Origin of the sequence: Geomonas sp. Red32, from assembly GCF_023652955.1 — a bacterium.
Lineage (GTDB): Bacteria > Desulfobacterota > Desulfuromonadia > Geobacterales > Geobacteraceae > Geomonas.
On the sequence record NZ_JAKLOY010000004.1, the window covers coordinates 283134 to 305427 of the forward strand.

Below are 22294 nucleotides of genomic sequence, written 5' to 3' on the forward strand. Positions count from 1 at the left end.
CCGTCTCAGTCATTGAACCAGCATTGCAGATACAGCGGTCATCAATAGCAGACAACCGCGATAATTTCTAGTTCAAACTGGTGGATTAACCCCATCCTCACCCTGTCCCTCCCCTTGAAGGGGAGGGTACCCGCAGTATCCAGTTTTGGTTCCCCCTGAAGTCTTTGTCTTTGCTTTTGCAGTATCCGCGTTAATCCGCTCAATCCGCGTCATCCGCGTTCCATTGCCTTTGCCTCTGCGCGTCCGCTAGATAAAAAAAGGGCGGAAGGTTTCCCCCCCGCCCCTTGCTGCATATCCCGCGGAACGCGGCACCGGACTACTTGAACAGTGCCTTCTGGTACTCGCGGTTGAGCCTGGCGATGAACTTCACGCTGATCCCTTTCGGGCAGGCTGCCTGGCACTCGTAGTGGTTGGAGCAGTTGCCGAAGCCGTTCTCCTGGAGAGCGTCAACCATGTTGCAGACGCGCTTGGCGGCTTCGGCCTGGCCCTGCGGAAGCTCGGCCAGCTGGGCCACCTTAGCGGAGGTGTACAGCATGGCGGAGCCGTTCGGGCAGGCGGCTACGCAGGCGCCGCAGCCGATGCACTCGGCGGCGTCCATGGCGTAGTCGGCGGACGGTTTCGGCACCAGGATGGCGTTGCCGTCGGCAACCCCGCCGGTGTGGGCGGAGGTGTAGCCACCGGCCTGGGAGATCTTGTCCAGGGCGGTGCGGTCGACGATCAGGTCCCTCTGGATCGGGAACGCCTTGGCTTTCCACGGCTCGATGTAGATGGTGTCGCCGTCCTTGAAGTTCCTCATGTGGAGCTGGCAGACGGTGGTACGCTCCTGGCCGCCGTGCGGAACACCGTTGATGACCTGCGAGCACATCCCGCAGATGCCTTCGCGGCAGTCGTGGTCGAAGGCAATCGGATCGCCGCCGGTCTTGATCAGCTGCTCGTTGACTTCGTCGAGCATCTCGAGGAAGGACTGATCCGGGCTGACATTCTTGGCTTCGTACTGCTCAAGCTTGCCCGGCTCGTTCGGCCCCTTCTGGCGCCATACATGTAATACAAGGTTCATTCCATGGCTGTCGTGATGGCTCATTATTTGTAACTCCTTACCGCCAGATGGACGTTCTCGAACGTCAACGGCTCCTTGTGCAGTTCGGGTTCTTTGTCGACGCCTTTGAACTCCCAGGCGCCCACGTAGCAGTAGTTTTCGTCGTCACGCTTGGCCTCGCCGTCCGGCATCTGGTGCTCGACGCGGAAGTGGCCGCCGCAGGACTCGTTCCTGTGGAGGGCGTCGCGGGTCATGAGCTCGCCGAACTCGAGGAAGTCGGCGACGCGGCCGGCGTTCTCGAGCTGCTGGTTGAGCTCGGCACCGGAACCGGTGACCTTGACATTCTTCCAGAACTCTTCCCTGAGGACCGGGATCTTCTTGAGGGCGTCCTTGAGGGTCTCCTCGCTCCTGGCCATACCGACGTCCTCCCACATGATCTTGCCCAGCTCGCGGTGGAACTCGGAGACGGTCTTCTTCCCATTGATGGAGAGGAGCTTCTTCTGGTTGGCCAGCACGTCCTCGACGGACTTCTTGCACTCCGGATGGTCGGCAGTGACCGCACCCGGCTTGGTCTTGGCGAGGTAGTTCGCGATGGTGTAGGGAATCACGAAGTAGCCGTCGGCCAGCCCCTGCATGAGTGCGGAAGCGCCCAGGCGGTTAGCGCCGTGGACCGAGAAGTTGGCCTCGCCCAGGACGAAGAGCCCCGGGACGTTGCTCTCGCAGTTGTAGTCGACCCAGAGGCCGCCCATGGAGTAGTGCGGAGCCGGGTACATACGCATCGGCTGCTTGTAGGCGTTCTCGTCGGTGATCTTCTCGTACATCTCGAAGAGGTTGCCGTAACGCTCGCGGATGGTGTTCTCGCCCACGCGCTTGATGGCGGCGGAGAAGTCGAGGTTGACACCGCGGCCGCCCGGTCCGACGCCACGGCCGTCGTCGCACTGCTCTTTGGCGGCGCGGGAGGCGATGTCACGCGGAGCGAGGTTACCGAAGGAGGGGTATTTCCTCTCCAGGTAGTAGTCGCGTTCTTCTTCCGGGATGTCGTTCGGGTGGCGGTTGTCACCTTTCTTCTTGGGAGCCCAGCAGCGGCCGTCGTTACGGAGCGACTCCGACATGAGGGTCAGCTTGGACTGGTGATCGCCGGACTGCGGGATGCAGGTCGGGTGGATCTGGGTGTAGCAGGGGTTGGCGAAGAAGGCGCCCTTCTTGTGGGCCTTCCAGGCGGCGGTGACCGAGCAACCCATGGCGTTGGTGGAGAGGTAGAAGACGTTGACGTAGCCGCCGGTGGCGAGCACCACGGCGTCGGCGGTGTGAACGCGAACCTCGCCGGTGATCAGGTCACGGACGGTGATCCCTTTAGCCTCGCCGTCGACCACGACCAGGTCGAGCATCTCGCAGCGCGGGAACATCTTGACGGTCCCGGCGTTCACCTGGCGGGAAAGAGCGGAGTAGGCGCCGAGCAGCAGCTGCTGACCCGTCTGCCCCCTGGCGAAGAAGGTACGGGAAACCTGGGCGCCGCCGAAGGAGCGGTTGTCCAGGTAGCCGGCGTAGTCGCGGGCGAACGGAACGCCCTGGGCAACGCACTGGTCGATGATGTTGTTGGACACCTGGGCCAGACGCCAGACGTCTGCCTCACGGGCGCGGAAGTCGCCACCCTTGATGGTGTCGTAGAACAGACGGTAGATGGAGTCGCCGTCGTTCGGGTAGTTCTTAGCGGCGTTGATACCGCCCTGAGCGGCGATGGAGTGGGCGCGGCGGGCGGAATCCTGGTAGCAGAAGGCTTCCACGTTGTAGCCGAGCTCGCCCAAGGAAGCGGCGCCGGCGCCACCGGCCAGGCCGGTACCGACCATGATGATCTTGTATTTACGCTTGTTGGCGGGGTTGACCAGCTTCAGGTCGAAGCGATGCCTGTCCCACGAGGTCTGAATCGGTCCTTTCGGACATTTTCCGTCGAGTATCACTTGAAACCCCCTATTTCAGTGCGCCGACAAGAATGGCGGCAGGAATCGAAATGTAAACCAGCATCAGGAAGGCAGAAACGACCTTGCCGCCGGTGCCGAAGACCGGGATGGTCTTGTCGTTGTTCCAACCCATGGTCTGCAGGAAGCTCGGGATACCGTGGGAGAGGTGCAGGAACAGCATGATCATCGCGAAGAAGTAGACGACGGCGATGCCGGCGTTGGCGAAGCTGGTGGAGACCATCTTGAAGACGTCCGGGCGGTTGATGGCGTCGAGACCGACCACCACGTCCGGGGTGAGGTGCATGGTGAACTGGGCCAGGTGGTAGAGGATGAACAGGGCCAAGAGCAGACCGGTCCAGATCATGTTCTCGGAGGCGAAGTTGGCCTTGAGCTGCTTCTTCACGGCATAGGCGCCGGGGTTGGCAGCCTTGTTCTCCAGGGTGACCTGGACGCCGTAGCAGATGTGGACGGCAATGGCCGACAGCATCACCAGGCGGAAGATCCAGACCAGCGGCGGAAGGCTGTGGAGGTGTTCGGCATACGCATTGAGCGCGCCGAAGAAAATGGTGGTGTTGCCGATCATGTGGATCAGTACGAACAGGATCAGCAACTGGCCCGTGATCGACATCAGGATCTTTCTACCTACGGTGCTAGTAAGTATTCGCATGTTTTTGGTCCCTTTGCGTTTTGTGAATCGAGTGGGTTTGAGTCTTCGGTTTGCCTTGCTATGCAGTGGCAAAACCTGCGGTCCTCGAGGACTCGCCGTTCCGCTCTAACTGGGTGGGGGGGCCCGCCAGGGGCTCAATGCCTGCATGCCATATCTCTCCTTATTCACTTATGAATTCAACACCATGTTGAGCGCGATTGTGCATATGAACCGGAGACCGATACTCGGCGCATATTAAATGCCGTTATAGCAAAATGCAACTGTTTTTTGTATACAGTACACATTTAATGTACCCCCCTGAACCATACCTCCCCCGCCGGCACCTGTAACACCGTTCTGAAATAGCGGAGGGGCCGTGGCGGTTGCATTTTATGCCTTCCTCTGTTAAGAAAGTCGGTGGCAATGGCAAAAATTTACCCTGCACAGACGGAAGGTTCATGATATTCAGACTGCTCAAGAAGGACGCTAAGACCCAGGCCCGCCGCGGCACCGTGTACACCCCCCACGGCGAGATCCAGACCCCCATCTTCATGCCGGTGGCGACCCACGCCGCCATGAAGGCGATGACCCCGCTCCAGGTCCAGGAGACCGGCGCCCAGATCATCCTCTCCAACACCTACCATCTCCACCTGCACCCAGGCGAGGCGCTGGTCGAAAAGGCCGGGGGACTGCACCGCTTCATGGGGTGGGACGGCCCGATCCTGACCGACTCCGGCGGGTTCCAGGTCTTCTCGCTCCCCAAGAAGCGGATCACCGAGGAGGGGGTCTTCTTCAAACACGAGGACACCGGCGAGGAGATCTTCCTCGACCCGGCCCGCGCCATCGGGATCCAGGAGGCGCTCGGGGCCGACATCATCATGAACTTCGACGAGTGCATCCCCTACCCTTGCGACAAGTCCTACGCGGAGCGCTCCACCGAGAAGACCCTGCGCTGGGCCAAGCAGTGCAAGGAGGCCCATACCAGGAAGGACCAGTACCTGTTCGGCATCGTGCAGGGAAGCGTCTTCGAGGACCTGAGGAAGCGCTGCGCTAAAGAGCTCGTGAAGATGGATTTCCCCGGCTACGCCATCGGCGGCGTATCGGTCGGCGAAGGGCTCGAGCTCTTGAAGCAGGTGGTGGGCTACACCGCACCCCACCTCCCCGAGGATAAGCCCCGTTACCTCATGGGAGTCGGGCTTCCCGAGGACATCCTGGAGAGCGTCGAGCGCGGCGTCGACATGTTCGACTGCGTGATACCGACCCGCTACGCCCGCAGCGCCACCCTCTTCACCAACCGCGGCAGGATCCGGCTCACCAACAAGAACTACCGCCGCGACTTCTATCCCATAGAGCCCAACTGCGACTGCTACACCTGCAGAAACTTCACCCGTGCCTACCTGCACCATCTCTTCACCGCCAACGAGGTGCTTTCCGCCATCCTGGCCAGCATCCACAACGTCCATTTCTACCTCAACATGATGGCCGAGATCAGGCGCGCCATCGAGGACGGGAAGTTCAAGGAGTACAAGGAGAACTTCCTCGCCTCCTATCTTAAGGGGAAGTAGGGGTGGGATCGACGACCCGATGAAGCGGCTATCGCGAGCCATACTGCTGGCCGCCCTGGTGGCGCTGGCGGCAAGCGGCTGTTCGAAGCGCGAGGAGAAGGCGCCGGAAGCCCCTCCCCAGGTGCGCGAGCACGAGCAGACCGGCGAGGAGATCTTCAACGAACGCTGCCGGGACTGTCACAAGGCGGGGGACCAGGGAGGAACCGCCGGTCCCGACCTCTCCAAGATCGGCGCCACCCGCGACCGCGACTACCTCCTCACCGTGATCAAGGAACCGGCCAGGATTTTCCCCGGCACCGTCATGCCCCCCGGCGACCGCCTGACCGCAAAACAGATCGACCTCCTGACCGACTACCTTCTAGGATTAAAGTAGCCTTCCGCTCCCCTCCCCCCTCCCCTCCCCTTGAGGGAGGGGGCAAGGGGGTGGGGTAGGTTGCCACGGAGTGCCGGCGCCCGGCCTCCCCCCCACCCTGGCCCTCCCCCTCATGGGGGGAGGGAACTTTTATTTTGCCTTTGGAGCCCGCCATGGAAACGACCACCCAGCTGAGATTCGACCGCCTGATGGAGATCATGCGCAAGCTGCGCGCACCGGGGGGATGCCCCTGGGACGCCGAGCAGACCCACACCTCCTTGAAGCGCTACCTCATCGAAGAAGCCTACGAGGTGATCGAGGCGATCGACAACGGCGACACCGCGCTTTTGAAGGAAGAGCTCGGCGACCTCCTCCTCCAGCCGGTCTTCCACGCCGCCATCGCCGAGGAAAACGGCGCTTTCACGATGGACGAGGTGCTGGACGCCATCAACGACAAGCTGGTCCGCCGCCATCCCCACGTTTTCGGCGAGGAGGTAATCGAGAGCAGCGAGGCCCAGGTGGCCAACTGGGAGAAGATCAAGAAGCAGGAAAAAGGGGTGGAGAGGAAATCGGCCCTGTCGGGCATCCCTCCCGAGCTTCCGGCGCTGATGAAGGCGCAGAAGATCACCGAGAAGGCCGCACGGGTGGGCTTTGACTGGGAACACACCGACCAGGTGTATGCCAAGGTGATGGAGGAACTGCACGAATTCGAAGAAGCGATGCTGTCAGGGGACCAGCAGGAGATGGAAGCCGAGCTGGGAGATCTCCTCTTCGCCATCGTCAACCTTGGGCGCTTCGTTTCCGTGGATCCCGAGGAGGCCTTGAGGAAGACCATCGCCCGGTTCACCAAGCGCTTCGGCCACGTCGAAGAGAGCCTCCACGCCCAGGGGAAGGCGATGCAGAATTCGACGCTGGAGGAGATGGATGTCTTGTGGGAAGAGGCGAAGAGGCTGGAAAAAGACTGAAAAAACTAATATTTTCCCGGTACCAAATTCTTATCCACACCTTCTGTTGAAAAGGTGTGGATAACCATGTTGAGAAATAGAGAAACTTCCGCTTTTTAAGCACTTTCCACGTTCTGCATAATTATTGGCCACGCAATTTATCTTATGTATTTTCAACAACTTACACCTCACGTCTCCCACCGGCCCCTCCGCAGGCGCGTAAACAATTAACGCAGACCAATGAGGCAAAGGGGCCAGTGGAAAAACTGTTTATAACCTGCCTGAAAACAGCGGTTTCAAAGCGCCCCGCGCGTTAAAATCCGCCCCCTCCATTACCAGAAGATCTTTCTTGGAGGCAACCCCTCCCGGAGCGGTGAACCCGGTGAGCTGACCGTTGCCGGCGAGCACCCGGTGGCAGGGAATGATAACCGGCAGACGGTTCCTGGCCATCGCTCCTCCGATGGCCCGTGCCCCCTTCGGGGAGCCGCAGGCGGCCGCCACTTCTCCGTAGCTCATCACCTTGCCGTACCCGATCCCGAAGACCCGGTGGTAGACCTCTTTCTGAAAGCTCGTGAAGCCGCCGAGATCGAGCGGCAAGTCGAAACTAACCGGCTCGCCCGCGAAGTATGCCTCGAGAAGCTTCACGCCGGTCCGGGTGAGAGCACTCTCGCCCGTGGCGAAAGGATAGCATTCCGCCGCCCAGGCTCGTGCCTCCTCTACCGTTGAGGTACCGAACGGCAGCCGGTGGTCCACCAGCCCGCTCTCGCTCGCCGCCAGCACACCGAATCCCGCCGCAGTCCTGTATATAGAATATGAAGTTACCAGCTTGCTTACTGTCATCTCGTTTTCCTCTCTTCTGAGATCGTTCCGATCTTCCGTGATCTGGCCCAGATCGAAACCTTTGCGCACCCGGCCTTCGGCCATCCTCTCACCTAAAGGGTTTCGGTCTATCCACACCATTATACTTCATTTGAGGGAGGCAACGGAAGGAAAGTTGTCGGGTAAACCCGCGGAATCGTGGAGTCAGGCAGCGGTTCTCAGCAGTTTCTTGCGCGCGAGCCCCAGCACGTCCCGGGCCTCCTCGCACGCAAGCAGGTGGGCAATGGCGAGGAAGATCCCGATGCCGGTCACGACGGCGCCCCCGAGCACCCCGGCCTTCAACAACCGCCCGCCGGTATGCGACCAGTCGATGAGGCCCACGATCCAGCGGACGGCAAGAGCCATGGGAACGGTGGCGGCGATCCCCTTCACTGCCGAAAGGATGATGGCGCGCCCGCCGAAGTGCCCGACCTTCCTCCTGAGGAACCAGAGAAGCAGGAGCATGTTCCCCAAGGCCGAGAGCGACGAGGCCAGCGCGAGCCCGCCGTGCTTCATCGGCCCCATCAAGGCCAGGCTGAAGAGGAGGTTCAACACGAAGGCGGCCAGGGCAGTTATCACCGGGGTCCTGGTATCCTTCAGCGCGTAGAAGGCGGGAACCAGCACCCGGACGAGGGCGACGAAGCTCAGACCGAGCGAGTAATAGAGCAGCGCGACGCCGCAGTTCAGGGCCTTCTGGTAATCGAAGGCGCCTCCCATGAAGAGCAGGGAAAAGACCGGCGTCGCGCAGAACATCAGGCCGGCCATGGCCGGGATGGTGATGAACAGGGTGAGCCGGACGCCGTAGTTGAGGGATTCCTTGAGCGCATCCATGTCGCCCGCCGCGGCCTGCCGGCTCATGGAGGGGAGAACGGCCTGGGCGACGGAAACGGTGAAGATCCCCTGGGGGAATTCGAAGAGCCGTTGCGCGTAATAGAGGTAGGAGACGCTCCCCTCGGGAAGCATGGAGGCGATGATCGCGCCGACCGCGATGTTGAGGTAGTAGACGCCGACGCCGAAGACCGAGGGGCCCATCAGCAGGGCGATCCTCTTCACCGCCGGGTGCCGGTAGTTGAAGTTCGGACGGATCGGGAACCCCTTCCGGTAAAGGACCGGGAGCTGCAGCAAAAGCTGCACGACGCCGCCGATGAGGACGCCGACGGCGAGGGAGACGATGGGGACGTCGAAGCGGGTGTGCAGCACCAGCGCCGCCGTGATCATCGAGATGTTAAGGAAGACCGTGGAGATGGCGGGGGTGAAGAAATGGCGGACCGTGTTGAGGATCCCCATGCAGAGCGCCACCAGGCTCACGAAGAAGATATACGGGAACATGAGCCGGTTGAGGAGGATGGTTATCCTCAGCTTCTCCGGATTGCTCGCGAACCCCGGGAACATGGCGTGTACGATTTGCGGAGCGAAGACGATGCCGACGGCGGTGAGGACGGCCATCACCATGGTGAGGACGGTAAAGCAGACGTTGGCGAGCGCCCGGGCCTCCTCCTCCCCCTTATTCGTGTACCACTCGGAGAAGGTGGGGACGAAGGCGGAAGTCAGCGCCCCCTCGGCGAAGAAGCGCCGGAGCATGTTGGGGATCTGGAAGGCAGCGAAGAAGGCGTCCGTGTAGAACCCGGCGCCGAACAGGCGGGAGACGACCATATCGCGCACCATTCCCATGATGCGGGAGAGCATGGTAGCCGCACCGATTACCCCGGCGGCCCGCGCGATGTTTTTCTTTTCCGACACTAGCCCCCCGATCGGCAACAAGCTACAAGCCGGGGAATCTACCACAGAGAGCCCGAAATTGCCAACCCCAACGGCAAACGCAGTGCCGACGTGGGAAATCCGCCCCCCCCGTTGCGAAGGTTCACGGATAGCAGGTCCCCCCCTTTGAAAAAGGGGGGACAGGGGGGATTTGTGACGTTGGCAACAGGGAAAATCCCCCTAAATCCCCCTTTTGCAAAGGGGGACTTTGAGCTTCACCGAAGTTTCCCGAAGAACCGTTGCGAAGGGGGGACAGGGGGGATTGCAACCGCGGCGCGGCGCTCTCCCGCCGCTATGACTTTGACAGCCGGCACCCCGTGGTGATATTCTGCACCGTTCACCCGCGTCAGCCGCGGGTCCGACGGCATTCACACCCGGAAAAAGGCATCATGAATCCACTGAAAAGACTCGCCAAGCAGACCGCCATCTACGGCTTGAGCAGCATCGTCGGCCGCCTCATCAATTACTTCCTGGTCCCGCTCTATACGCGCATCTTCCTGCCGCAGGAGTACGGCATCGTCACCGAGCTCTACGCCTATGCGAGCTTCCTGATGATCCTCTGCACCTTCGGCATGGAGACCACCTTCTTCCGCTTCTCCGAGAGCGATCACGAGAGCGAAAAGGTCTACTCGACCTCGCTGCTGCCGGTCATCGCCGTCAACCTCGTCTTCATCGCCCTCGGCATCGCCGGCTCCTCGTTTATCTCCGACAGACTCCACTACAACAATCACCCGGAGTACATCGTCTACTTCGTGCTGATCGTGGGGCTCGACGCCATCGCCTCCATCCCCTTCGCCAGGCTGAGGCAGCAGCACCACGCCATGAAGTTCGCGACGCTGAAGCTCGTCAACATCATGATCAACATCGTCTGCAACTTCTTCTTCCTGCTGCTTTGCCCGTACCTGGTGCGGCACGGCTACCAGCTGCCGTCCGTGCTCTATCATCCCGGTGGCGGGGTGGGCTACGTCTTCCTGTCGAACATGATCGCCAGTGCCGTGACGCTGCTGATCCTGTACCGCGACGTGATCGCGGCCAAGTTCGGGTTCGACCGCCAGCTCTTCAAGGAGATGTTAGGGTACACCCTGCCGCTGCTTCTGGCCGGGCTTGCCGGGATGGTGAACGAGACGCTCGACCGGATCCTGCTCAGGTTCCTGATCGTGGTACCGGCAGGAGCGGGTGATGCGGCCAAGTACGTGATGGCGCAGATCGGCATCTACGGCGCGAACTACAAGGTCTCCATCCTGATGACGCTGTTCATCCAGACCTTCCGCTACGCCGCCGAACCGTTCTTCTTCGGCCACGCCAAGGAGCAGGGATCGCGCGAGACCTTCAGCAAGGTGATGACCTACTTCGTCCTTTTCGGGCTCGCCATCTTCCTAGGCGTCATGCTGAACATCGACATCATCAAGCATTTCATCGGCAGGAAGTTCTATCCCGGGATCGGCATCGTCCCGATCCTGCTGCTGGCGAACCTGTTCCTGGGCGTCATCTTCAACCTGTCGATCTGGTACAAGCTGAACAACAAGACCAGGTACGGGGCCTACGTCACCATCTTCGGCGCGATCGTCACCATCGCGTCCAACATCGTGCTCATTCCGCGGATGGGGTACGCCGGGGCGGCCTGGGCGACCTTCATCTGCTATTTCCTGATGATGCTCCTCTCCTACTTCTGGGGGCAGAAGTACTACCACATCGACTACGAGACCGGCAAGATCGGCTGCTACTTCGCCTTCGCGATGGTCCTCTTCTTGGTTACCAAGCTATGGCCGTTCCATGGAGGGGTGGCGATGCTGGCCGCCAACAACGCTCTTTTCGCGCTATTTGTGGGAGTGGTTTTGTACCGGGAGAATCTTTGGCAGCTGCTGGTGAGGAAGGGTTAACAGGTCAGCCACCAGGCGTTTTAGGTGCTTCCCTGGCACGATCACTGCTATAATGAGTCGGGTACATCCAAGGTAGTAAATAACACGCCTGGAGGTAAAACATGAGAAAAGTCCTGGCAAGTATCCTCAGTTGTCTCATTTCCCTCACCTTCTCAGGGCTGGTGTTTGCGTCGAGCAGCAATCGCTACGGCACAGAATCTGACCTTCCGAGTGCCGCCCCCGGTCAAGGGCTTTCAGTCGAACGTGGATCAACCGTGAGCCCGTCCAGGGTGGGGGCCGACCAATATAACAGCTCCGATACGACTACCCGGCATATGGAAAGCGGGACGGAGGGCGGTGCCGGCGGCAATGTGGGGAACAGCACCACTCCATGCTACAACGCGCCTGCACCGGGAGCCACCGTACCGTCAGGCGGGTACTACTACATTGCCCCCGCACCATCCGGGACCGGAAACTATAACATCACCCCTGCACCGTCCGGGACTGGGAGCGGCAGCTATTAATCAAAATTAGGCACAGTATCGACAACCTGGGGCCGCATCTTCGGATGCGGCGCTTGTTTTTGAAGGTCATTCAAGCCCGTGTTCTCGCCGCAGGTCATGGTACGACACCCGCTCGTCAGATTCAGCCAGCGCAGCCTTGGCAGCCTCAACGTCCAGACGATCCTCGATTGCCTCAAGAAGTTCCAGATCTTCAATAGGGATGATCGCCACCATTTTTTCCCCCGCCGTGTTAAGACGAACCCGCTCAATCAGTTCTCGATCATTTACGAAGGAAGGGTGCCCGTGATGTCCTCCGCCCCACCCGTTCCCCAAGAAGATGTCGATCGGTGTGGGCTGCTCGATTTTTTTGAAGGAGCGGTCGGTACCGACCGAGGGTCTGATCAAGATCCTCCCGGCGGGCTAAAAGGCCTGAACCAAGGGCACCGTCGGTATCGACGAACGGCCGGTCGGTATCGACCCAGGCCCCCCCGGTTCGACCAAGGGGCTGGCCGGTATAGACCAGCAGTCGGCGATACCGGCCAAGGGTACCGTCGGTACCGGCCAAGGGTACCGTCGGTAGCGGCCAAGGGTACCGTCGGTAGCGGCCAAGGTCTGTTCGGTGTCGGCCAAGGTCCGTTCGGTGTCGGCCAAGGGCCCAGCCGGTAGCGACCAAGGGTGGGCTCGTTATCGATCTCGGTCCAGTCGGAACCGATGGATGGTTCAGGTCGGTATCAGCCAAGCGTGCGGTCAGTCGGCCCAAGGGTCCAGTCGGTAGCGAGCCGTGACTGACCGGTACCATCAACGGTGCGGTCGGTATCGACGATGGCGCAGTCGGTATCGAGCTTGGGCCGGTCGGTATCGACGAGGAGGTGGTCGGAATCAACTATGGCTCTGACGAAACCAAGGTGGGGAGAAACGGTTTCGGCGGAAGTTTCGGTGGGTACGAGGGGGGGGCGGTACGATCATCGCTTTTACCTGAACCCAAATAGACCCCGGGGGATATCCCACCGGGGCCGCAAAAGACAGCCATCAGATCGGCGAGAAGAGTCCGAGATCGACGCGCAAGCCAGATCAATGGGCCCCTTCTCACGCCGTTACGCCTGCTACGTTGGAACGGGCTCAACTATGACGGGCTTGGCGGCTTTCCTCCAGGTAGACCGGCACAACTCGACACCCGCCTGCTGCAAAACCAACAGATCATCGTCATCGGCGACAGCTTCCAGATAGTGGATGATCCGCTTCAGCATCGCCTCCAGTTCCTTCTGCGCTTTGTCACGCAGAGCCTTCTGGACTCGGTCGCCGTTCATGGCCGAATCTATCAGGGACTGAAAGAGGATGAGAAGCGCGCTCAACTGTTCCACGGACGGAACCTTACCTGACCGGGTCTGAAAAAGCGCCAGGGAGCCTAAAGCCTTCAGGTACCTCTGGCCTAGCCCCAGCAGTTCACCAGGCCGTTTGGGCAAACTGCGTTTAAGACGCATACTGCCTCCTCTTACCCAAGTTGGATTTGACTGCCTCGCGTCGATCTCCCTAATCGTATCCCGAAGGGCCTCTTTTACAACTACCTGATTTTAAATAAGTTTGACACGGAAGACTCCTTCATGAGCAACCGATCCTGTTGGCTTTCAGATTGGCACCGCACGGGGGAGTTGTTGAAAATCCAAACGCTGCAGGGCTCTCCGGGGAGCGTTGGTTGCTGAGTGCAGAGCGGTTTAGCTGATGGGGGCGGGGAAGTCGAGCCTGCGGAAGAATTCGGAACGGCAGAAGTTTTCCACGTCGACCATGGCGGCGAAGGCGTCGCGGAAACCTTCGCCGATGGTGAAGACGCCGTGGCCGTAGACGATGGCGCTCCCGGTGCGGCCGATGACCGGGGGGACGCGCTTGGCGAGGCCGCCGGCACCGATCTCCCCGGCTACCACGGGAGTGCCGCCGAGAGTGCGGACGTGGGGGCAATCCTTCCAGCAGTCGGTGATGGTGCAGCCGCTGGTCTCGCAGAGCATGCTCATGATGACGGCGAACTTCGGATGCCCGTGGAGGATGACGGTGGCACCGGTCTCTTCGAAGATCTTGCGGTGGGCCAGCAGTTCGCTGGAGGCGGTGATGCCGGTGGTGGAGGTGTTGCCGGTGGGAACGGGATCGATGCAGCCGGCCAGCTCGTCGAGGCTCGCAGCGGTCTGGGAGATGTAGATGACCCCGCCTGCCTGCACCGAAATGTTGCCGAAGAAGGAATCGACCAGCCCCCGTTCCACGGTGTAGCGCCCTACCCGCTCGATCTCGTTCAGGATGTCGTCCCGATGGCCGGAAAGCTCCTCGCGGAACTCCAGCCCCTCGGCGGAAAGCGGACGCAGCCACTCGTTTCGGAAGCTGTCAAAGGACTCCTGTTCGCCGGGAAGCCGGAATCCTTCCGCCAGCAGGTCCTGGAGGTACTTCACGAAGGTGGAATGGAAAACGGAGGAATAGTTGATGTAGGCCTGTTCGACGGTGATGGCGCCTACCGCCACGATCCCCACCCCTTCCACGATGACCCCCTTGCGGCTTCCCAAAAGGCGGGCGATCTGGGCGGAGGGATCGGCGGCGAGTTCCTCGCGGCGCAGGAACGGGATATCGTGCAGGAAGGTCCTTGTCTCGGTGTCCTGGGGGAGGATGCAGGATTCGTCTGCCGATGCCCGGCCAATCAGGAACTCGGCGAAGGGAAGCGACGGGCGCGCGACCACCAAGGCCAGCGAGTTGAGCTTGGATAGGATAGCCCCGGCCAGGGCGGCAAGGTCGTCGGCCCCCGCGGTGAGAAGGACGTCGTCCTGCGCGGCGATGGCGATCCGCTCCGGCATGGCGGAGCGGTCGGAGACGAGCTTGGAGGTATATTTGGCGATCTGATCTTTCATGTCAAAGCTTCATGTCCGTTTCGTACGGCAATCACGGTTGGCGCTCCAGGAAGGAGGGGTCGGCGAAGGTGCCGTCTTCGTTGAGGCCGCGGATGCGGTAGTACTTCTGCAGCTCCTCTTCGAACCGCTCGCGGTCGATGGGGGGGACGTCGATCCCGTCCCCGGAGGTGCCCGGCTCGGTGAAGAAGCGCCCGGGGAGCTGGTCGTCGGCCAGGCTGAAGCCGTTCTCGCAGTTGTAGAAGCGCTCGGTGAGGTAGATGCGTTCGCCGATGGTCTTCAGCACTTCCGGTCCGTACTCAACGCCGGTCACCGCCGAGAGAAGCTCGCCGTACTCCTCGAGGGTGGCGCCGAAGAAGGCGAACTTGCAGGCGACCAGTGAGTCGACGGCGGCGTTCACGTCCTCGGCGATCTTGATGATGCGGGCCTTTCCGGAGAAGGAGAAACGGTCGGTGGGGACCGGTTTTCTCAGGATCTCGTGCGAGATGGGATAGGCCCTCAAGTGGCACCCGCCGCGGTTGGAGGTCGCGTAGGCGAGCGCCATCCCGTAGGCGCCGCGCGGATCGTAGGCGGGAAGCTCCAGGGACTTCACCGTCATGGAGAGCTCGGGGCGGTGCCGCTGCTCGGCGAACTTCCGCGACCCGAGGCTCAACAGGAGCCCTTCGGCCCGCCGGAAGGCGATGTCGTAGAGAAGCCCGGGGACCTCCTCGACGGCGGGGAACCTCCCCCGTTCCTCGCCGAAGGCGGACAGGGTGGCGGCGGCCGAAATGGTGTCCATCCCGAGCTCGTTGCAAAGCGAGTTGGCGCGGACGATCGAGTGGAGATCGGAGATCCCGTTAAGAGCGCCGAAATGGTTGACGGTCTCGTACTCGGGAAGCGGCTCGTGGTCGGGGGTGCTCTTCTTGCACTGGATCGGGCAGCCGTAGCACCCGTCCTTCTTGGCGTGGAATTCCTTGCGGATCGCGGGGCCGGAGTAGTTTCCGGAATCGGCGAAATAGGTGGACTGGAAGTTGTTGGTGGGCGCCATCCGGCGCTGGGCCATCAGGTCGACCAGGGCGGGAGTGCCGTACTCGGCGATTCCCAGCTCGCCGAAGATGACCGGCGAGGCACGGAACAGGCGCATGACATCGTTGCGGGCCTCGTTGAACCGTTCAGGGGCCGAGATAGCGACGGGAGCGGTGCCGTTGACCGTGATCGCCTTCAGCCCCTTTCCCCCCATGACGGCGCCGAGACCGCCGCGGCCGATGGAGTTCCCCTCCCCCATCATGATGTTGGCGAAGAGGACGCCGTTCTCGCCGGCCGGGCCGACGGCGGCGACACTTCCCTTACCCTGCAGAAGAAGGACCGTCTCCTTGATCCCCTTTCCCCAGAGCTCGCCCGCCGGGCAGAGGGAGGCGAGGTCGCCGTACACCGAGAGGTAGACGGGCTCCTTGCTCTTGCCGGTGATGAAGATGGCGTCGAGCCCGCACCCTTTCATGCGCCAGGCGAACCGTCCCCCCGCGGAGCAGTCGTAGATGGTGCCAGTCAAAGGGGAGCGGGAGACGCAGGCCATGCGGGCGGCGGTAGGCGAGGAAGTCCCGCAGAGGGGGCCCACCGCGAAGATGAGCGGCATCTCCGGGTCCATCGGATCGAGGCGGAACCGATCACGCATCAGGCGCACCCCGAGGCCGCGGCCACCGAGGTAGGCGTGCAGCAGATCGACGGGGATCTGCTCGCGATGACACTGCCCGGTGGTCAAGTCGACCCGCAGGATTTTTCCGGTCCAACCGTACATAACGATTCCCTACTGGTTAAGGCTTCCCTCGCGAGGGAGGGGGGAGGGAGGATTTAAATGGGGCGAGGGTATACTCTCCGGACCGGGGACGAAACGTTGCTAGAGGTACCCGGTCTCGCCGCGCTTTTCCAGCTCCTCTACTACTTTCTTCACATCCTGGGCGGCGGACTTGGAGCAGACCATGATGGCGTCGGGGGTGTCGACCAGGATGAGATCCTTGACCCCCACGAAGGCGACCAGCTTGCCGTTGCCGCTGGCCAGACAACCTTCGGAGCCGATGGAGACCGAGCCGTGGGAGTTGATGACCACGTGCCCTTCGGCATCCCCCTCCATGACTTCGGGGAGCGCACTCCAGGAACCGACATCGCTCCAGCCGAAAGAGGCGGGAATCACCTGGACGTCTTCCGCCTTTTCCATCACGCCGAAGTCGATCGATTCTCCCTTGATCCCCGCATAGATGGCTTCGATCTGCGGCTTAAGGTCGGAGATCTCCCAGACCTCCTCGCCGAAGGTGAGCTTGGCGAGTGCGGCGCAGAGCTCGGGCATGAAGGCGCCGATCTGGTCGAGGATGGTGCAGGCCCCCCAGACGAACATCCCGCTGTTCCAGAAGAAGCGGCCGGTGGCGAGAAACTCCATGGCCCGCTCCAGGTTCGGCTTCTCGACAAAGCGGCGCACGGCGATGGCGCGCCCTTCTCCCTTCCCCTCGGCCTCGATATACCCGTAGCCGGTCTCCGGCCTGGTGGGGGTGATGCCGAGGGTGACCAGGGTACCGCTCTCGGCGACGGAGCGGGCCTGGACGAGGGTGCCGCGGAAGACTTCCTCATCGAGGATGTAGTGGTCGGCCGGGAGCACCGCCATGATCCCGTCGGGGTCGAAGCGGGCAATGAGGGAGGCGGCAAGGCCGATGGCGGGGGCGGTATTGCGTCCCACCGGCTCCTCGATGACGTCGACCGGGACTCCCGTTATGTACTCGAGCTGCTTCCTGGTCTCGGCCGCCTGCAACACGTTGGTGACCACCATGATCCGCTTGGGATTCATCGGGAGCACGCGCTCTACGGTCCGCTGCAGCATCGACTTCCCGCCGAACACCGACATCAGCTGTTTCGGGGTGCTCTTGCGGGACAAGGGCCAAAACCTGGTGCCGGATCCGCCGGCAAGGATGACGATATACATGTTGCCCTCCTGGGATACCAATCGAAAGCGCCCACCCTACAGGAGGACTGGGGGAGTTATACGTTACGCGGTCTGCGACCCGGTCGGCTCCACACGATGGTAGTCGTCCTGGAACCGGACGATGTCATCCTCGCCGAGGTACTCGCCGCTTTGGACCTCGATGATGACCAGCGGGATCACGCCGGGGTTCTCCAGCCGGTGGCTGGCCCCGATCGGGATGAAGGTGGACTCGTTGACGTTGACGATCTTGACCTCGTCGCCGCAGGTGACCTTGGCACTTCCGGAGACCACGATCCAGTGCTCACTGCGGTGGTGATGTTTCTGCAGCGACAACCGCTGCCCCGGCATCACTTCGATCCGCTTGATCTTGTATCCGCTGTTTTCGTCGAGGACCGTGTACTTGCCCCAGGGGCGCTCTCCGCTCTCCATGCTTCCTCCGGATGTTATTTGTTGGGACGCAGCTCAAGGTAGCGCTTGAGCGCCTCCTGCCAGGGCTGCGGTGTGAAACCGGTGTCCTGGATAAGCCTGGCGCAGTCGAGGGTAGAGTAGAGGGGACGCGGCGCAGGACGGCCAAGTTGTTCCGTGCTCATGGCGTTGACGGTGACCTCGACGCCGGCCAGGCGGAAGATCTCCTTGGCGAAACCGTTCCAGGAAACGAACCCGGAGTTGGCGGCATGGTAGATCCCCGTGCAATTCTTCTCGATGAGGGCCTTGAGGGCCTGGGCGAGATCGTAGGTCCAGGTGGGGGACCCGATCTGGTCGTCGACCACGCTCAGCTCTTTGCGGTCGGTGGCGAGCTTCAGCATGGTCTCGACGAAATTCTTCCCGGCGTGGCCGTAGAGCCACTGGGTGCGGACGATCAGGTGGTCGTGGGCCAGCGCCGCGTTCATCTCGCCCGCCAGCTTGGATTCGCCATAGACGCTGAGCGGACTGGGGGGGTCGTACTCCTCGTAGGGAGCGCCCTTGCTCCCGTCGAAGACGTAGTCGGTGCTGACCTGCACCAGCTTGGCGCCGAGCTCGCGGCAGAGCATGGCGAGAAAGCCCACCCCCTCGCCGTTGACCTGCATGGCGGTCTCCGCCTTCGACTCGCACCCGTCGACGTCCGTGTAGGCGGCGGCGTTGATCACCACCCTCGGCTTCAGGGTCATCAGCACCCGCTGGACGGAAAGGAGGTCGGTGATGTCGATCTGGTCGACATCCACCCCGCGCGCGGCGTCCCCGTAGAGGGCCATCAACTCCTGTCCAAGCATGCCATTGCAACCGACTACCAGTATCATCAATCCTCCACAGAGAAACAGGTTCCAGGTTCTACGTTAAACGCCGCAGAACACAAAGTTATTAGATACACCGTTAAAAGCAGTTATGTCAACATCTTGTGCCCGCAGGCTAGAAGGTACGGATAGGGCCAGGAGAGCCGACACCGTACAGGGTGAAATTGACCGTGAACTCCTGGTTGCTGGAGACCAGGGTGCTTCCGACCCGGTCGGCATAGGCGGCGATCACGCTCCAGCACTGGCGCTTGTACTCGAGCGAATAGCGGGACTCGAGGAAGGCACCGCGGTCGAAGGAGTAACGCCCGAGGACCGAGGCGGTGATCTGCCTGGTGAGCGGGAAGGAGAGCCGCCCCTCCATGTACTCCAGCTGGTCGTGGCTGGAGCGGTAGGAGATCCCCGCCTGACTGGTCCCCTCCCCTTTCCAGTCCATGGAGAAGTCGAAGGAGGAGAAGTTGTTGTCGACCGGGTTGTACCGGGTATCCAGCCCGAAGGCGACCTCCTTGACCGGATTCACCCTTCCCTCCACCCAGAGATCCCCGAGATGGTGCCCGGGGTCCACCAGGGTGAGGAGGTCGCGGGGAACGCTCTGGGCGGGGATGGAGCCGGTGGCCGGGACCTCGCGGGCGAACTGGCCGCTGACCTGGTAGAGCTGGGAGAGGCGCAGCGAAGCGAGGTCGCGGTACTCGGGAGTGCCGTCGGCCGCGGTCGACTTCCCGGTCAGCACGTTGGAAAGCGACCACCCCACGCTGTTCTGGGCCAGCACCCGGTCCTCGTAATCGAAGAAGGGGAGGTCCTCGTCCCCGCGGCGCTGCACCCACCCGTACTCCAGGGAGGGAATCAAGAGGTGGCGGTAGGTGCCGCCGTAGACCCGCTCCAGGGGTAGGGAGAGGACAGCCCCGGCGTCCGCCTGGCCGAGCTCCTCGAAGCCGTCGGAGGCCTGGGCACCGTAGATGTTGTAGAGCCGCTGGCGGTAACCGCCGTAGAGGGAGAGATCGAGACCGGCGGGCTTCGCGTACCAGGTCGCTCTCGGGTGCAGGACCACCCGTTCGCCGGTGGTTCCGACGGAGCGCTGGAAGTTGATGAAGCTCGAGTCCATGGAGAGGAAGAAGGGACCGGCCTTTTCGCCGGCAGCCACAAACGACACCGCGGGGAAGCGCTGGATGGAGGCGTCGTTATTGGAGGCGACCAGGTCCTGGGTGTAGCGGACCTCGCCGCTCACCCCGTAACGCTCCCAGCGGTGGTCGAAGAAGATGCTCGACTCGAGGAGCTGCCGGTTGTAGTCGCCGGCGATCTCGCCGTAGTCGAGATAGTAGGAGCGATCGGTGATCAGGTGGATGCTGGAGGCGAACATGGTGTTGGGGGAGACTACCTCCAGGTGCCGCTGGTCGATCTCGCCGCGGGGGCGGTCGGCCTTGGTGTCGTAGATGCCGAAGGTCTGGAAGCGCCCTTCGCCCCCCTTGGGACGGGCATAGCGGTAATCGACGGCAAGCCCCGCGCCGCGCGAGCTCTCGAGGTCGAGGCCGAAGGTAACGTCCTGGCTCTCGCTGACGGCCCAGTAGTAGGGGATCTGGATGTAGTACCCCTTCTTGCTCGAATGGCCGGGCTTAGCCATCAGCAGGCCGGACTGGCGGTCGGTCTTGACCGGGAAGATGAGAAAAGGGCTGTAGAAGATGGGAATGTCGCCGGCATAGAACACGGCGTCCCGGGCGGTGGCGAAATCGTCGAGAGTGACGTCGATCTTCCTCGCCTGGAAATGCCAGCTTGGATCGTCGCCGTCGCAGGTGGTGAAGCTCCCCTTTTCCAACCGGTAGCTCTCTTCGCCGGTCTTCTCGAGCTTCTCTCCGCGCACGTAGAAATTGCCCCGCTTGATGAAGAGGTCGCCGGGGGTCATCTCCCCGGTGTCGGAAAGGAGGTTGAGCGAAAGGCGGTTCCCCTTCAGGGTGTCGCCGCTTTTTTCCAGGAGGATGTTTCCCTGCGCCAGCGCATCGCCGGAGTTGCGGTTATAGGTCACCTGGTCGGCCTGGAGGGAGACGCCGTCGCGAACCATATGGACGTTGCCGCTGGCGCGGTAGGTGTCGGATTTGGTGTCGAGTTGCAGGTCGTCGGCCTGGAGAGTCACCTGGCGCGGATCTACGGCGGCGGCAGGGGCGGCGGCAGGGGCGGCGGCAGGGGCGGCGGCAGGGGCGGCGGCAGGGGCGGCGGCAGGGGCGGCGGCAGGGGCGGCGGCAGCCCCTTTGGGGGACGGGGTGGTGCCCGCGGGTACATCGGCACCCCATACCGGCGCCGATACCAAAAGATAAAAAAGGAGCCAGGCGGCTCTTCGAACTAGCATCGCTCTCCTAAAAAATGCACACCCCGTTCGGGGTACACGGCGCTCCCGGAGTACTACCCCCGGAAGGCCTCAAAAGGCCGCGAAAGGAGATGACCGCGCGCTTCCCCGACGGTGAAGAGCGAGCCGCAGATGACGACCAGCCCGTCTGCGCCGGCCAGTTCCCGCGCGCGCTCGACTCCCCCGGCTACCGAACCGCCGATTTCCACGGCGGCGCCTTGCCTGCGGCAGCTTTCCGCCAGCTCAGCCGCCGGCAACGCGCGTTCCAGCGCCGGCGAGACGGTAACGACAAGATCGGCCAGCGGCAGCAAGGCGCTCAACAGCGGTTCACGATCCTTGTCGGCCATGACGCCGATGACCATGACGAGTTTACCACGGGGTATCTCGGCCAGCGCGTCGGCCAGGGCCTCGGCTCCCGCGGGGTTGTGGGCGCCATCGAGAAGAATCCGCGGCTCCCCGTCGAACATCTCCATCCGGCCGGGCCAGGACGCATTTTCCACGCCCCCCACGAGGGCTGCGCGTTCCAGGGGAAAGCCGATCCCCGAGAGCACCTCGGCGGCAGCCAGCGCGGTGGCGGCGTTGCAGCTCTGGTAGCGGCCATGGAGGCCGGGGACCACCTCGTGCAGGGTCACCCCCACCCCACGGTACTCGAGCTTCCCCGCTTTCCAGCAGGCATCGAAATCGGAGCCGCAGCGGTAGAGAGTGGCGCCTATCCCGGCGGCCTTGGCAGCGATGGCTTCCCCGGCACTGGATACCTGGCGGGCGGAAACCAGCGGCGTCCCGGGTTTGCAGATGGAAGCCTTCTCGGCCGCGATCTCGGGCACATCCGCCCCCAGGTACTCCACGTGATCGAGGGCGACCGGGGTGATGACGGTCAGCAAACCGTCCAGGATGTTGGTGGCATCCCGGCTCCCCCCCATCCCCGCCTCGAAGACCGCAATATCGACTCCCTCCTCGGCAAAATAGAGGACCGCCAGGGCGGTGATCATCTCGAAGAAGGTAGTGTCCGGCGGAGCGGCCGCCATCACCCTCTGGGCCAGGTGGACCACCGAATCCTCGGAAATCTCCCGGCCGTCGATGCGGATCCTCTCGGTGAAGGAGATCAGGTGGGGGGAGGTGAAGAGACCCGTGCGGTAGCCGGCGGTGGTGAGGATGGAAGAGAGGAAGGAGGCGGTGGACCCTTTGCCGTTGGTGCCTACCACGTGAACCGCGGGCAGGTTCTTCTGCGGATCGCCCAGCGCGGCCATCAGCCTGGAAATTCTCTCCAGCCCCGGCTTGATGCCGAATCGGCCGAGAGCGTATATGTGAGAGAGGATTTCGGCGTAGGTCATGACAGCGGGCGATTATAGGTAAAGACAGTGCAAATGTCTATAACGTCTTCCCCTT

The 22294-nt window shown here is 62.2% G+C and carries 18 protein-coding genes; 4 read left to right on the forward strand and 14 right to left on the reverse strand.

The genetic code is table 11. The features are described 5' to 3' along the window. Positions 1-316 precede the first annotated feature (316 nt). The 3 genes from L4X63_RS12915 to L4X63_RS12925 are packed head-to-tail and all read right to left on the reverse strand — an operon-like array spanning position 317 to position 3661. Positions 317-1057, reverse strand: coding sequence for a succinate dehydrogenase/fumarate reductase iron-sulfur subunit (locus tag L4X63_RS12915; RefSeq protein WP_250679051.1), 741 nt, complete (start codon positions 1055-1057; stop codon positions 317-319). 23 nt (positions 1058-1080) lie between these two features. Next, positions 1081-2994: a fumarate reductase/succinate dehydrogenase flavoprotein subunit gene (locus L4X63_RS12920; protein ID WP_250679052.1), complete on the reverse strand. Its 1914-nt coding sequence runs from the start codon at positions 2992-2994 to the stop codon at positions 1081-1083. 10 nt (positions 2995-3004) lie between these two features. Beyond that, on the reverse strand, positions 3005-3661 hold the full coding sequence (locus tag L4X63_RS12925; protein ID WP_250679053.1) for a succinate dehydrogenase cytochrome b subunit: 657 nt from the start codon (positions 3659-3661) through the stop codon (positions 3005-3007). Between the two features lie 437 nt (positions 3662-4098). On the opposite strand from L4X63_RS12925, the gene tgt reads away from it, so the two are divergent. The 3 genes from tgt (at position 4099) to mazG (ending at position 6522) form a co-directional block, all read left to right on the forward strand. Then, complete coding sequence (gene tgt / locus L4X63_RS12930; RefSeq protein ID WP_250679054.1) at positions 4099-5205, forward strand: tRNA guanosine(34) transglycosylase Tgt; 1107 nt, start codon at positions 4099-4101, stop codon at positions 5203-5205. A gap of 19 nt (positions 5206-5224) precedes the next feature. Further along, the gene (locus L4X63_RS12935) at positions 5225-5578 is read left to right on the forward strand and encodes a c-type cytochrome (protein WP_250679055.1); all 354 of its coding nucleotides are present in this window, start codon (positions 5225-5227) and stop codon (positions 5576-5578) included. Positions 5579-5730: 152 nt separating this feature from the next. Beyond that, the gene (gene mazG / locus L4X63_RS12940; protein ID WP_250679056.1) at positions 5731-6522 is read left to right on the forward strand and encodes a nucleoside triphosphate pyrophosphohydrolase; all 792 of its coding nucleotides are present in this window, start codon (positions 5731-5733) and stop codon (positions 6520-6522) included. A gap of 249 nt (positions 6523-6771) precedes the next feature. Here mazG and L4X63_RS12945 read toward each other — a convergent pair whose 3' ends face one another. Further along, positions 6772-7341 (reverse strand): methylated-DNA--[protein]-cysteine S-methyltransferase, encoded by a 570-nt coding sequence (locus L4X63_RS12945; protein ID WP_250679057.1) that lies wholly within the window; start codon positions 7339-7341, stop codon positions 6772-6774. A 183-nt stretch (positions 7342-7524) separates the two neighbouring features. Next, entirely contained in the window at positions 7525-9099 is a 1575-nt protein-coding gene (murJ, locus tag L4X63_RS12950) for a murein biosynthesis integral membrane protein MurJ (RefSeq protein ID WP_250679058.1), read from the reverse strand. A 407-nt stretch (positions 9100-9506) separates the two neighbouring features. Between murJ and L4X63_RS12955 the strand changes: the two genes are divergently transcribed. Beyond that, complete coding sequence (locus L4X63_RS12955) at positions 9507-10997, forward strand: oligosaccharide flippase family protein (RefSeq protein ID WP_250679059.1); 1491 nt, start codon at positions 9507-9509, stop codon at positions 10995-10997. Positions 10998-11566: 569 nt separating this feature from the next. On the opposite strand, the gene L4X63_RS12960 is transcribed toward L4X63_RS12955, so the two are convergent. The 9 genes from L4X63_RS12960 to L4X63_RS13000 all read right to left on the reverse strand — a co-directional run bounded on the left by L4X63_RS12960 (position 11567) and on the right by L4X63_RS13000 (position 22239). Further along, on the reverse strand, positions 11567-11884 hold the full coding sequence (locus tag L4X63_RS12960; protein WP_250679060.1) for a hypothetical protein: 318 nt from the start codon (positions 11882-11884) through the stop codon (positions 11567-11569). A gap of 698 nt (positions 11885-12582) precedes the next feature. Next, the gene (locus tag L4X63_RS12965) at positions 12583-12960 is read right to left on the reverse strand and encodes a hypothetical protein (protein ID WP_250679061.1); all 378 of its coding nucleotides are present in this window, start codon (positions 12958-12960) and stop codon (positions 12583-12585) included. Between the two features lie 231 nt (positions 12961-13191). Then, on the reverse strand, positions 13192-14361 hold the full coding sequence (locus L4X63_RS12970) for a class II aldolase/adducin family protein (RefSeq protein ID WP_250679062.1): 1170 nt from the start codon (positions 14359-14361) through the stop codon (positions 13192-13194). 31 nt (positions 14362-14392) lie between these two features. After that, on the reverse strand, positions 14393-16132 hold the full coding sequence (locus tag L4X63_RS12975) for an aldehyde ferredoxin oxidoreductase family protein (protein WP_250679063.1): 1740 nt from the start codon (positions 16130-16132) through the stop codon (positions 14393-14395). A gap of 99 nt (positions 16133-16231) precedes the next feature. After that, positions 16232-17305, reverse strand: coding sequence for a mannose-1-phosphate guanylyltransferase (locus L4X63_RS12980; RefSeq protein ID WP_250679064.1), 1074 nt, complete (start codon positions 17303-17305; stop codon positions 16232-16234). 63 nt (positions 17306-17368) lie between these two features. Continuing rightward, entirely contained in the window at positions 17369-17734 is a 366-nt protein-coding gene (locus L4X63_RS12985; protein ID WP_250679065.1) for a cupin domain-containing protein, read from the reverse strand. A gap of 14 nt (positions 17735-17748) precedes the next feature. Next, complete coding sequence (gene rfbD, locus L4X63_RS12990) at positions 17749-18582, reverse strand: dTDP-4-dehydrorhamnose reductase (RefSeq protein WP_250679066.1); 834 nt, start codon at positions 18580-18582, stop codon at positions 17749-17751. Between the two features lie 109 nt (positions 18583-18691). Next, the gene (locus tag L4X63_RS12995; RefSeq protein WP_250679067.1) at positions 18692-20911 is read right to left on the reverse strand and encodes an LPS-assembly protein LptD; all 2220 of its coding nucleotides are present in this window, start codon (positions 20909-20911) and stop codon (positions 18692-18694) included. A gap of 53 nt (positions 20912-20964) precedes the next feature. After that, positions 20965-22239: a bifunctional folylpolyglutamate synthase/dihydrofolate synthase gene (locus L4X63_RS13000; RefSeq protein ID WP_250679068.1), complete on the reverse strand. Its 1275-nt coding sequence runs from the start codon at positions 22237-22239 to the stop codon at positions 20965-20967. Positions 22240-22294 lie beyond the last annotated feature (55 nt).